The sequence below is a fragment of the Flavobacterium limicola genome, from assembly GCF_003634755.1.
GTDB lineage: Bacteria > Bacteroidota > Bacteroidia > Flavobacteriales > Flavobacteriaceae > Flavobacterium > Flavobacterium limicola.
Genome location: NZ_RBXA01000003.1, coordinates 475,371 through 488,973, shown reverse-complemented (window position 1 = coordinate 488,973; position 13,603 = coordinate 475,371). Strand labels below are relative to the sequence as shown.

At 34.0% G+C, this 13,603-nt stretch carries 11 protein-coding genes and 1 pseudogene; 11 read left to right on the top strand and 1 reads right to left on the bottom strand.

Annotation, left to right across the window (positions count from 1 at the left end; all coding sequences use genetic code 11):
- Positions 1 to 217 precede the first annotated feature (217 nt).
- A pseudogene (locus BC952_RS15070) lies at positions 218 to 352 on the bottom strand (thioredoxin-disulfide reductase); the annotation flags it as partial.
- A gap of 392 nt (positions 353 to 744) precedes the next feature.
- Between BC952_RS15070 and BC952_RS15180 the strand changes: the two are divergent.
- From BC952_RS15180 to BC952_RS12050, 11 genes are all read left to right on the top strand, one after another.
- Complete coding sequence (locus BC952_RS15180) at positions 745 to 831, top strand: DUF4113 domain-containing protein (protein ID WP_341866853.1); 87 nt, start codon at positions 745 to 747, stop codon at positions 829 to 831.
- Positions 828 to 890, top strand: a complete 63-nt coding sequence (locus BC952_RS15175) for a DUF4113 domain-containing protein (RefSeq protein WP_341866852.1) — start codon at positions 828 to 830, stop codon at positions 888 to 890. The genes BC952_RS15180 and BC952_RS15175 overlap by 4 nt, the downstream gene beginning before the upstream one ends.
- A 163-nt stretch (positions 891 to 1,053) precedes the next feature.
- Complete coding sequence (locus BC952_RS12090; protein ID WP_121365883.1) at positions 1,054 to 1,623, top strand: Crp/Fnr family transcriptional regulator; 570 nt, start codon at positions 1,054 to 1,056, stop codon at positions 1,621 to 1,623.
- 61 nt (positions 1,624 to 1,684) lie between these two features.
- Positions 1,685 to 2,215: a GlcG/HbpS family heme-binding protein gene (locus BC952_RS12085; RefSeq protein WP_121365882.1), complete on the top strand. Its 531-nt coding sequence runs from the start codon at positions 1,685 to 1,687 to the stop codon at positions 2,213 to 2,215.
- 22 nt (positions 2,216 to 2,237) lie between these two features.
- On the top strand, positions 2,238 to 2,645 hold the full coding sequence (gene uraH / locus BC952_RS12080) for a hydroxyisourate hydrolase (RefSeq protein ID WP_121365979.1): 408 nt from the start codon (positions 2,238 to 2,240) through the stop codon (positions 2,643 to 2,645).
- A 711-nt stretch (positions 2,646 to 3,356) separates the two neighbouring features.
- Positions 3,357 to 4,589 (top strand): ROK family protein, encoded by a 1,233-nt coding sequence (locus BC952_RS12075; protein ID WP_121365881.1) that lies wholly within the window; start codon positions 3,357 to 3,359, stop codon positions 4,587 to 4,589.
- Between the two features lie 605 nt (positions 4,590 to 5,194).
- Positions 5,195 to 8,581, top strand: coding sequence for a SusC/RagA family TonB-linked outer membrane protein (locus tag BC952_RS12070; protein ID WP_167445775.1), 3,387 nt, complete (start codon positions 5,195 to 5,197; stop codon positions 8,579 to 8,581).
- Between the two features lie 18 nt (positions 8,582 to 8,599).
- Entirely contained in the window at positions 8,600 to 10,051 is a 1,452-nt protein-coding gene (locus tag BC952_RS12065; protein WP_121365879.1) for a RagB/SusD family nutrient uptake outer membrane protein, read from the top strand.
- Between the two features lie 106 nt (positions 10,052 to 10,157).
- Complete coding sequence (locus BC952_RS12060; protein ID WP_121365878.1) at positions 10,158 to 11,078, top strand: dihydrodipicolinate synthase family protein; 921 nt, start codon at positions 10,158 to 10,160, stop codon at positions 11,076 to 11,078.
- 30 nt (positions 11,079 to 11,108) lie between these two features.
- Positions 11,109 to 12,281 (top strand): kelch repeat-containing protein, encoded by a 1,173-nt coding sequence (locus tag BC952_RS12055; RefSeq protein ID WP_121365877.1) that lies wholly within the window; start codon positions 11,109 to 11,111, stop codon positions 12,279 to 12,281.
- A 69-nt stretch (positions 12,282 to 12,350) separates the two neighbouring features.
- Entirely contained in the window at positions 12,351 to 13,595 is a 1,245-nt protein-coding gene (locus BC952_RS12050; protein ID WP_121365876.1) for an MFS transporter, read from the top strand.
- The last annotated feature ends 8 nt before the right edge of the window (positions 13,596 to 13,603 follow it).

Below are 13,603 nucleotides of genomic sequence, written 5' to 3'. Positions count from 1 at the left end.
TAAAACAGTAATCATCTAAATCACAACATCATGGCACCCAATCTCAATTTCAACGAGCAGACTGCAGAACACAGTTTTTTCACTGTGAAAGAAAAAGCATAGCACAATTTAGGGCAGGTTATACAGGACTATCCCACCAGCGCTGAGCCAATACAGTACGCGGGACTGGATTACGAAGTGGAAAAAAGGGAACTTTTCACACCCAATTCAGACAAAATTAATCTCGAAGGCGACCTGCTAAATAATACTCCGCATCAAGAGCAGCCACACAACCTGTTCCTGGAGTAGTAATTATATAGCCAGTTTTATCTAATGTAATAAAGTCTTTAAAAATATCTGTATTTGGTTTATATCTAAGATAGAGCTTATGTAATTTGAACTCTATACTCCTTATAAATAACGCTACATTTAATTTTACGCAAAAAACATCTAATTTTTTAGAGTCAAAACCTCCAAAATCACATGAATGTGAAGGTTTATAATTTATGGTGGGCAAACCATTGCATCCATCGAATTAAAAATATTTTAAAGAGCCATCACTAATGATCTTCGCCTCATTATCCACTCTGACCACGGAATACAATGCGCCTGCGCTGAATTTGTTCATGAAATAGGAAGTCATAATTCAGTTACCAGAAGCACGTCAGAAAATGGAAACTGCTAGGACAATGTAATGTCTTATCGCCAAATTACGAAACCCAATTATCCGTATTCAAAACGTCAAATCCAAAGTACCAACCATTAATGACTGTGATTGACAAAATGAATAAAAGTTACGGCACCAACAAAATTAAGTTTTTTTCACAATCACTTGGTAGACAATTAAAATGAAACAAGAAAAACGATCCCCATCTTTTACCACAAAAATTAAGGAAATTATTTTGATTTAATTGTAAAAGTGTTATTACAGTAATTTATCTTAGGTCCAGAATCTAAGAAAAGAAAACTTCGTTACTCTGTTCCAAAAGAGGAAGAGGGGCGGTTAATTTACTCTGTTTTATTTAGCCTATATAAACGATTGTATGCTATTTACTCCAAAAAATCATAAATAAAATGTTTGATATTCTTGAAAAAATTTTAAAAAGAAAAACTGATGTTGATGATTTTACACTTAAAAAAATAATTTCATACTTTAAAATTATACATACAAAACGCAACCAAATTCTTCTCAACAGCGACGAAATATGTAAAAATTATTATTTTATAAACAAAGGATCTATTCGGCTTTTTACAACTGATAAAGAGGGTAATGAAAATTCAAGATATTTTGCATTTAAAGAAAATTTCGCCACCGCTTTACCAAGTTTTATTGACCAAAAGCCTGCCGAAGAATACCTGCAAACAATTCAAAAATCAGAATTACTTTATATTTCAAGAACCGATTTTTATTATTTGGTTAGTACTGTGCCGCAATTCGCAAAAATATATACTGAAATTTTAGAGAAGGGGTTCATAATGGCACAAAAACGAATTTACGGATTTCAAGGATTTGATGCTATGGAAAAAGTTAAATGGATTATTAAACACCAACCAGAATTATTATTAAATGTTTCCAATAAAATGGTTGCCTCCTATTTGGGTATATCGCCTTCAACATTGAGCAGAATAAAATCTAGATTATAAAAAACGTTGACATAGAACAACTTTTTTGAAATATGAATAAATTATTTTTGTAAAAAAACGAATGAAAATTTTATTTATATTTCTTACTCTTATTCCTATATTAAGTAATGCACAAAAAAACACCGAGATAAAACAAGTCTTACTTGAAAAAAATAGCTACATCAAAACTATTGATAATTTAACATTAGACGCTGCGTATATTTTGACTAAGCGAGCTACTGAAAAAGCTACTGCACTAGGTAAAAAAGTTACAATAGCAATTCTTGATGCTTCTGGAAATATCATTTTACTAGTTCGAGCAGATGGTGTTGGAATTCATAACACTGAAGCAGCCAGGCGAAAAGCTTATACAGCATTATCAACTAGAACTCCAACACTTGAATTATTACGAAATGCAGAAATAAATCCTGACACTAGAAATTTGAATACAATACCAGAACTACTACTTTTAAGCGGCGGTTCACCAATTTGGTATAAAGGAAACGTGGTTGGAAGCATTGGAGTTGCTGGCGGTGGCTGTCCAGATACCGATGATTTAATAGCTAAATCAGCGATAATTAATGAAATTGGAATTACTACAACAAATAATTAAAATAAAAAAAAAAAAAAATGAAATGAAAAAATTAATCCTTACACTGATTTTAGGGCTATTGACCACTCTTATGTTCGCTCAAAAAAACAATTTCCAACTTTCAAGTCATATTTTAGACGTTTCTAAAGGTACACCAGCAACTGGTATATCTATTAAATTAGAAAGGTATAATGAACTAACCAAAATTTGGACATTTGTAGATGAGAAAAAAACTGATTTGAACGGAAGAATAACTGATTTTTTAAATTCAGATAAGTCAAATTTAGGTATTTATAAATTAACTTATTTCACAAGTGATTATTTTAAAAGAGATAATATTGAGAGTTTTTACCCTTTTATAGAAGTTGTATTTCAAATTAAAGACCACAATCACTATCACGTCCCAATTACACTTTCTGCATTTGGATATTCAACTTATAGAGGAAATTAAAATACAAAAAACATACAATCGAGTGCGCGGCTCCGCTATAAAACTAACGGAGCGTGTCTCTCCCACTACCTTACTTAAGATTTTTCGTATTCGAAAGCAAGGAGTAGCGCAAGTTATTATTGAAAATTACAAAAAGAGGCGATATTTAGAATCAGGGAAATTTTTCCGAAGAAAAAACCTTTGACACAAACCATAGATAGTGATAGTTTTATTATCAGCTATCCCAAAATTCGAAATTTTGTTGATCCCTAGCTGAACCGTCATTATAATATTCACTTCTATCATAATCCATTCCCTTTTTTTGATTCTTTCAATTCAAAAAATTCGCTTGTGGAATATCTAATCACTCAAACCTTACAATAAGATATGGAAATTGTTTCTTGATTATTTTTTTTAGCTTCTGTGAAACAAAGAATAAGTTGACGTGCTTAATGCTCCAATCCATATAATTCTGATAGCATTTACAACTTCTATTGGCGTTAGTCCATTGCATTATTAGTTCTAGTTTTTTACAATAGCTTACGCTATTAATTTTCGTCTACCAAAGGGAATCATTTATAATAAATGCGAATATGAATTCGGTTTTCATTTATCGACTTTTTCATTATCAAACTGTTTGTTATGGTCAAAAATGATTTAAATCATTGAGTAAAAAAATTATAGTAAGTTTGTAAATGAATTCCATCGAATTTTTTATAAAAAATAACAATAATGAGTTTAAAAGATTTATTAGACAGTAGTAAAGATAAAAGCTTATCTGGCCAAAAGTGGCATATGCTAAGACAAGCAATCGTAAAACGATTATTGTCAGCTGGTAATGCTACAATAGCAGAATTAAGTTCTGAATTACAATCTAGTGTTCCAACGGTCACTAAGGCTGTTAACGAATTATTGTCAGAAGCATATGTAATAGATCTTGGAAAAATTACCAATAGTGGAGGAAGACGACCTTCTTTATATAGTATCAATCCAACTTGCGCCTACTTTTTAGGGGTCGAAGTTAGTATTGCCAGTATGTCTATTGGTTTACAAAATATTAAAAATGAATTTGTCAGTATTGAATTAGGAACTTCCTTTGCTTTACAAAATACTCAAGAGTCTCTATTGGAATTTTGTACTTTGATAAATTCATTTATAGAAGATAGTGTGGTCGAAAAAAAGATGATTGTAGGTGCTTGCATCAACTTTTCAGGACGCATTAATTCGATGGAAGGATTTAGCTATAATTATTTTTTTAGCGAAAACAGACCTTTAACAGAAATCATTTCAGAGCAATTGGATTTGCCGGTTCATTTAGAAAATGATACTAGAGCGATGACTTTTGGTGAATATTCTGAAGGTGTGGTTGATGATGAACAGAATATAATATTTGTAAATTACAGTTGGGGTGTCGCTATAGGAATGATAACTGATGGTAAACTTTATTATGGAAAATCCGGTTACTCCGGAGAATTTGGTCACAGTACAATCTTTGACAACGGAATTATGTGCCAATGCGGTAAACTTGGATGTCTGGAGACTGAAATTTCAGGATGGTCCTTAGTAAACCAGTTCAAAGCGGCTCTAAAAGAGGGAAAACAATCAAAAGTAGTACTTGATGAAAATTCTTCTGCTTTACAACACCATACTATTATTTCCGGAGCTTTTAATTTAGAAGACACTTTATGTATTGATTTAGTCACTAAGCAGAGTGAAAAAATGGGACGCTACTTGTCTATTCTACTCAATATCTTTAATCCTGATTTATTGGTAATTGGAGGCGATTTTGCTCAATTGGGTGATTACACACTTCTACCTATCCAGTCAGCATTAAAAAAATATTCATTGGGTTTAGTTAACCGCGATATGAAACTTAAAAAATCAACTTTAGGCCGTCGCGCTGGTGTCATTGGCGCCTGTTGTGTCATAAAAGAAAAAATGTTATCCCCATTAATTAATAACTAAAATTACTTCTAAGCTCTAGTTATTAAAATTATTTAATAACTATGTTGTATTTATTAAATTAATTTATATATTTACAACGTGATAATAAATCAACGCGGAAAACATTCTATTTAAAATTTTATTTTACACTTCTTGCATTTCTCCAAAAGGGTAAGTAAACCAGTTTATTTCAAAAGAAAAAAACCGTACCAAATTACTATTACAAAAAAGAGATTGGTCTTTTAAGAGTACTAATCTTATATGTATTTCAACTGTATTATCTTGTATTACTATGATTTTTAACTTGTTAAAAAATGGTTCAGGGAAATTGAAACAAGAACTTATACTTATAAATTGCAAACAAGGTTTTCACTATTGTTACTATAAAAACAACAAAATTAGGGAATACCCTTTTTTATAAAATATTAATTTGTTATCCATAAAAAAAGCCAGCACATGCTGTAAACATTGCTGGCTGGTTCTTAATAAAAAGAACTGTGGTTGGATAACAAATAAATAAACCAAGAAGGAAGAATTATTATTAACCTAACCATTACAAAAGTATGTATTTATTACCAAAAAGCAAGCCAAAAAATTATTGGCTTACCCCAGACTTCGGGAAAGCTATGAAATTAACATCCTTATTTCTAGTCGCTTTTACCGCACAAGCATCAGCCTCAGCGTTCTCAGGAACAGAGGCTTTTTTAGAAAAAAAGGTTACCATTACAAAAGCTACAAACAACTTAACCCTAATCCAAAAGCAAATTACCGGAAAGGTAACTGACGAAAAAGGAGAATCTTTACCTGGTGTTAATATTATTGCAAAAGGCACTAATATTAGTACACAAACTGACATAGACGGGAGATTCACTATTGAAGTTCCTGACAATGTTACTACATTAATAGTTTCTTATATAGGTCTGCAAGAACAAGAAGTAACTATTGGAAACACTCCTCTTAATATTGTTCTGAAAGAAGTAGGACAACAAATGAATGAGGTTATCGTTGTTGGTTATGGTTCACAAAACAGGAGAACCTTAAGTACGTCAGTTTCTAAATTAGATAAAAAAGTTTTAGAAAACGTTCCTTACTCAAATGTAACGCAATCCTTACAGGGAAATGTAACTGGTTTGGTAGTACGCACGGCATCGGGACAACCAGGAAAAGCATCGAACATTTTGGTGCGTGGTGGTACTTCTATTGACAATCCAGCGGGTGCAACTCCATTATATATTGTTGACGGAGTTCTAAGAACCCAAATTGATGATATCAACTCTTTAGATATAGCCTCTTTACAAGTATTGAAAGACGCTGCTGCAACTTCAATCTATGGAGCCCGCGCATCTAATGGTGTAATTATTATTACAACTTCAACCGGTAAAGCGGGTAAAACCAAAATCACGTACAATGTTTCGACTCAAAACAGTCAAATTGGAAAAAAATATGATTTTCTAGACGGTGGTGACTACATCAGACTACAGCGTTTAGGGTTGTATAATGCTGCCGAAATCGCTGGACTTACAACTACAACAGGTATTGCAAGACTTGGGCAATTAACAGGCGCTACTCCAGCCGGTACTGGAAACAACTTATTGAATAACACGCCATTCGCTACTTTATTAAAATCGAATTTATCTGCAATAACTATTGGAGAATTACAAGCTAAAGGCTGGCAGGAAATGGCAGATCCCCTTAATGCTAACAATACTATTATGTACAAAAGCACTGATTGGAATGATGTTTTATTTCAAAATGCAATTACCCAAAACCACACTTTAGGTATTAGCGGCGGTGGAGATACCGGAGTTTTTGATTTAAGTTTAGGCTATCTAAAAGGGGACGGAATCACTATATTTACTGGTTATCAACGTTTTACCAGCAAACTGAATGCTTCTTTGAAAGTAGCTGATAACTTTACAGTAAACGGTAGAATATTGTTTTCCAAAGCTAGTAATAACCAAGTAGTTGCCAATAGTGTGGTCTTCAATAGATATTTAGGAAACGCTCCTACAACAAAATTATATTTAGAAGATGGTACTTTGGCTCCAGGGCAAAATAATATTAATGGAAATCCATTATATCAAATGGGTAAAGTAAAAGGGATTAATGAAAATAATAAATTGCAAATGGGTGTAGATGGTGATTTGAAAATCACTAAAGATTTAACTTTTACACCTTCATTATCTCTTTATAATGAAAATGAAAATGCAAATACTTTTCAACAGGCTTTTTTGAGTGGTAGCAATGGTTTGGTTGATAATACCCGTACCGCTACCCGATTAAGCAATCAAACAACGCAAATACAATATGAAGGAGTATTTTCTTTTGACAAATCTTTAGAAAATTTAGGCGATTTTCAAGCAAAATTAGGAGCTTCTAAATTTGACAGAACCATAAAAACATTTAATGCTTCCGGAAAAGGAAGTCCTTCTGATCTTGGACAAACTTTAGATTCCTCTCCAATACCGATTTCTGTCTATAGCAACAATACCAAGTTAGTACTAAACAGTGTTTTTGGTCGTGTAAATTACGATTATAAGAGTAGGTATTTTGCAACAGCCTCTTTCCGTTATGATGGTTCATCTAGTTTAGGCCCGGATAATAAATATGGTTTTTTTCCAGGATTGTCAGTAGGTTGGAATGCACATGAAGAAAATTTCTGGTCTGCATTACCCGAAGTTGTTTCCTCTTTTAAACTTCGTGGAAGTTATGGTGTAAACGGTAATTTAGGAACCTTGGGCGATTTTCAAGCCGGAGGATTATATTCTGGAACAACAAATGGATTTGCCAATAGCTACAATGGGCAATCCGCAATTGTAAATTCTCAAATTGCAAATCCAGGTTTGAAATGGGAACAATCACAAACTATAAATGGAGGTTTTGATTTAGGCTTTAATAATGATAGAATTAGGATAATTGGAGATTTCTACAATAAATTAACCTCTGATTTATTAACGAACTTAACGCTTCCTTCTAATAGTGGTTTCTCTACAGTCCTAACAAACTTAGGCGGATTAAGAAGTAAAGGTTTTGAGTTAGAATTAAATGCAAATGTGTACAATAATAATGATTTAAAAATTAATGTAGGTGCCAATGTGTCGCACAATACTAATGTGATTGAAAAATTACCTTCAAATGGGAATTTAAATAATCGAATTGGAGGAACTGAAATCTGGGATGCCAGCAGTGGTACTTATAAATTTGTAGGAGGCTTGCAAGAGGGCCAAAAGATTGGAGATTTTTATGCTCACAAACAATTGTATATCCTTTCTACACAAGCTGAAGCAGATGCTTACAATCTAACCACACAAGATAACTATGTAAGTAAAACAGGTGCAACAGGTGGTAATCCAACTGGTAAGAAATTTGCTGGAGATGCCGTTTTCTTAGATGCTGATAACAATGGAATTATTGACAGCAGGGACAGAACTTTCATGGGTAATATGTTTCCTAAATTTGTAGGCGGATTTAATTTTGATGCTAATTATAAAGGATTTTCTTTAACTGTACGAACAGATTACTCTTTAGGAGCTACCATTTACAATGAATCAAGAGCACGTTTTCTTGGTCAATTCCAAGGAAATTACGGACTATTGGCAGAAAGCTTACAATCTTGGCAAAAAGAAGGTGACATAACTGATGTACCAAGATACCGCTGGGCAGACCAGACCAACCAAAATAACTTATTCCGTTCTGAAGCTAGTGGTGCGGCTTATAATACCAATATGTTTCAAGGAAATAGCCGATATTATGAAAGTGGAGATTATTTATGTCTGAGAGAAGTTACGATCAGTTATACAATTCCTGAATCAATAGTTAGCAGAATAAAATTATCTTCTGTACGCGTTTATTTGACAGGAAGCAATTTACATTATTTTACTAAATACAGTGGCTTAAGCCCAGAAGTACAAGGTATTGATGGAGGTTCAAGTCTTGGATTAAATGATGCAGGAGCAAAAGGTACCTATCCTGTTCCAAAAAACTTTATCCTTGGTTTAAACATTGGTTTATAATTTTTAATAATAAATATCATGAAAAAGAAAATTCTTTTATTCACTATACTTTTTACAGGACTTTCACTATTCAGCTCTTGTGAAGATGATTTAAACTTACAATCTGAAAGCGTAATTACTTCTGCCAGTTTTTGGAAAACAGAAGATGATGCGAAAGCAGGTGTAAACGGTATGTACTTCAATTTTAGAACCCAGACCCAACAAAATTATTATTTATTGGGTGGTGCTAGAAGTGCTGAAATAACAAGCGGTGTTCAATCACCTCTGAATTTGGCAAATTATTACAATAACAACTTAACAGCACAAAACATTGATGTGGATTGGGCTGGTTTGTACACCGTAATTCATCAAGCGAATTTAGTTTTGAAATATGTACCTACTATCCCATTTAGTCCAACAACTGTGAATGAGCAGAAGAGATATATCGCGCAAGCGTATTCAATGCGTGCTTTAGCTTATTTCATTATGGCCCGTTCTTGGGGTGGGGTACCAATTGTAACTGCACCAACGGAAAACACCAATCAAAGCGAATATATTGTTCCGCGTAATACGATTGAAGAAACTTTTGCATTCATTAAGTCTGATATTGAATTGGCAATTGCTAACTATCCTGATGCAACAAATAATAAAGCACAATTATCTTTAGCATCAACTTATGCTTTAAAAGCAGATGTGAATTTATGGACTGCGAAACAATTAGGTGGGGGGAATACCGATTTAAATACAGCTTTGGCAGCAATTGATGCCATTCCTACTGCACCAGTACTATTAGCCAATTTCAAAGACGTTTTTGGTTACGCGAATAAAGGTAATGCTGAAGTCCTTTTTGCAGTTCGTTATTCATTAGCAGATGTTCCTTCATCGTTATCAGACAATTGGAATTCTTTCATGTTTGTGGGACCAAGTGACTTTGCACCATTAACAGCGGCAACAGCTACAGCAACTTTTGGAACTCTGGGAGTTGGTACTGGTAACGCAGGTATTTCAAGAGTACAACCAGATATTACCCGTTTCAACTTTAGCAATACTGATACAAGAAAAACAGCTACTTATTTAACTTTATACAATGGAACTACTCCAGTTGTAACAGGGTTGGTGAAATATAACGGAACAGTAGACGGTGCTACCAGAAGATTTGTTAGCGATATTATTATTTACCGTTGGGCAGATATATTATTAATGAAAGCAGAAATTAAAAATGCTTTAGGTCAGGATCCAACTAATGAAATGAATCAGGTGATGCAAAGAGCCGATGCTTCTTCTTCATTTACAAATGGTTCTCAGGCGGCTAATAATGATGCTATTTTAAATGAGCGTTTAAAAGAATTAGCTTTTGAAGGTAAAGCGTGGTGGGATTTAGTTCGTTTCAATAAAACAGATATTGTTCCATCGATGGCAGGTAAAAAGATATTGTTTCCAATATCTCAAAATACCATTAACTTTAATCCTAAAATCACTCAGAATCCATAATAAAAAACTGGATTCAAGAAATATAGTTTAAATAATAAGCCGGGAATATTTAAGTTCCCGGCCTATTTAAACAACATAAACAAAAGACAATTTAAAAAAATACCCCATGAAAATTGAACATTTACAAGGGCTTATCTCAGCTCCTTTTACACCCTTTGACTCCAACGGAAAATTAGATGTTAGTCTAATTCCAGCTTACTATACTTTTCTAAAACGAAACGGAATAACTGGTGCTTTTATTAACGGATCTACCGGAGAAGGTGTTTCAATAACATTAGAAGAGAAAAAAGCAGTTGCTCAAGCTTGGGCAGATTGTTCCAATCATGATGCTGATTTTAAAGTAATGGTATTCTTAGGTGGAACTTGCCTAACCGATTGCATTGACTTGGCTAAACATGCGTATGAAATAGGTTTGTATGCTGTTTCACTAACGGCTCCATTTTATTTCAAACCTGCTAATGTAGATATGTTGGCGCAAGCCTGCATCGAAGTGGGTAAAAGTGTTCCTAATATGCCTTTTTACTATTACCACATTCCAGTATTGACAGGCGTAAACTTACCAATGTTTGATTTAGTGCAGGCCTTGGACGGGAAACTCCCAAATTTTGCCGGTATAAAATATACGCACGAAGATTTCATGGATTTCCAAAGTTGTATGAGTTATGAAAATGGGAAATTTGATATGCTTTGGGGACGCGATGAGAACATGTTATCTGCATTAGTACTAGGAGCGAAAGGTGCTGTAGGAAGTACTTTCAATTATGCAGCTCCGTTATACTATGATTTAATTGCGGCTTTTAATGCAAATGATTTGGTTACAGCGCGTGCTTTGCAGCAAAAATCAATCAACATGATTCGCTTATTGGGTAAATATGGCGGAATTTCAGTAGGTAAAGCCTATATGAAAGTGGTAGGATTGGATTTAGGTGCATTTAGATTGCCTGTTAAAAACATGAGCGCTGACCAATTTGAATTATTCAAAAAAGATGTCGAAAGCCTCAATTTTGAAGATTTTAAATCAAAATAACTTCGTTCGTTTTATTTTAAAATAAATACTATGAATAACTATTTTTCTTCTCTAATCCTTTGCTTACTTATTATGTCGACAACAGATGCCCTTTCTCAAAAAAAAGCTGTAAACCATATTGAATGGAAAAAAGCAGCACAACTACAAAATACTGATGGAAGTATATCATTGGGCTTTGCAGGTGCAATTAATGGTATTACTAACGATGTTTTGATTGTTTCAGGAGGTGCTAATTTCCAAGATAAAATGCCTTGGGAAGGGGGGAAAAAACACTATTCAAAAGAAATTCATGTATTGCAGAAATGCAACAATATATATAGTTGGAACAAAGAGGTAAAAAGTACATTACCTGAACCTATCGCCTATTGTGGTTCTACTTCAACCGATTTAGGAGTGGTATATGTAGGTGGTGAAAATGAAAATGGACTTTCCAATAAAACGTTTATCTTAAAGTGGAATGCATCTAAAAATGAGGTTGAAATAAAATCGCTACCTAATTTTCCGATAGCTATTACAAATATTGGCTTAACACATATTGGCAATGTTGTGTACGCCATTGGTGGTGATGAGGCGACTAAATCTTCTAATGATTTTTTAAGCCTTGATCTAAACAGCAACAATCCGGAATGGAAAACACTACCAAAATTACCTATCGCTCTGGCAAATTCAGTTCCGGTAGTTCAAAAAGACAAAAACGGAATCAATATTTATGTGATTGGCGGCAGAACCAAAACACCTAAGGGCATCAGTGATTTACACAATACCACTTTTGTTTTTAACATTAAAAAACAAATATGGGAAAGTCGTGCAAACATATCTGATGGAAAAAATACAACCAACTTTTCTGCAGGTGCAGGTGTTGCTGTAGGCAATCATTCTATCGTAATTGTTGGTGGTGATACTGGTGAAACTTTTCATAAAATCGAAACCTATTTGTCCCAAATTGCAAAAAATGATTCTCCCGAAGAAAAAGCAAAACTATCCGTAGAGAAGAATAAGTTGAATACAAATCATGATGGTTTTTATAAGGGAATTTTGGTCTACAACACCCGTACAGATTCATGGTCTACCATTGGTGAACTGCCCTTTCTTGCTCATGTAACTACAACAGCCACACTCTGGAATGACGAGATTGTTTTATCAAATGGGGAAGTAAAACCAGGCATTCGTACTCCTGATGTTATGTTAGGAACAATAAAATAACGACACAAACAATTGGTTTTAATTTTTTTTGATGTTAAAAAAGAAGATTAAAACTAAAAAAAATAAAATATGAAAAATACAAAGCATTATCCTTGGATTGTAGTTGGTTTACTCTGGCTAGTAGCATTGTTAAACTATATGGACAGACAAATGTTGGCCACGATGCGTCCGTCAATGGAAGCCGACATCCCTGAATTAGTATCCGGTGAGAATTTTGGACGCTTGATGGCTATATTTCTTTGGATATATGCTTTGATGAGTCCAATATCCGGAATTATTGCTGACAAATTAAACAGAAAATGGCTTATTGTAGGCAGTTTATTTGTGTGGTCAGCAGTTACGTATGCTATGGGATATGCAACAACTTACAATCAGGTGTATTGGTTAAGAGCACTTATGGGAGTGAGCGAAGCCCTTTATATTCCAGCTGGTTTATCGCTAATAGCCGATTATCATCAGCAAAAAACAAGGTCTTTTGCTATTGGTATTCACATGACTGGACTTTATGTGGGTTCTGCATTAGGAGGTTTTGGAGCTACCATTGCTGCTACCTATTCTTGGCATACCACTTTTCATTATTTTGGAATCGTTGGTGTTGTGTACGCTGTAGTTTTGGTTTTCTTATTAAAAGAGAAAAAAGCTACTGAAGTAAAACCTATTGCTTTAGAGTTGATAACAACAAATGAAAAAAGTTCACTGTTTAAAGGTTTAGCACTGCTCTTCACGAACATTTCTTTCTGGGTTATCTTATTCTATTTTGCCATAATAAGTTTACCAGGCTGGGCTACAAAAAACTGGTTGCCTACCCTATTTTCAGAAAACTTAGCAATCCCAATGGAACAGGCGGGTCCTTTAGCAACTATAGCAATATCCTTTTCATCCTTATTAGGAGTGATTTTCGGAGGTATTTTATCCGACAAATGGGTACAAAAAAATATAAAAGGCAGGGTTTATACCAGTGCGATTGGTTTGAGTTTAACAATTCCTGCATTATTGTTAATTGGTTTTGGAGATTCCTTATTCAATGTCGTCGCTGCTGTACTTTGTTTTGGTATCGGTTACGGAATGTTTGATGCCAATAATATGCCTATTATATGTCAATTTGTTTCTTCAAAATACCGGGGAACGGCCTATGGTGTCCTAAATATGACTGGAGTTGGTTGTGGTGCATTAGTAACTTCATTATTAGGCAAATCATCCGATAGCGGGACTTTAGGCTACGGTTTTGCTTTGATGGCGGGAGTTGTTGTAATTGCTTTAGTAGTTCAAGTCAGTTTTCTGCGTCCAAAAGTGAATGATTTTGTCGATGCCTAAAATACATT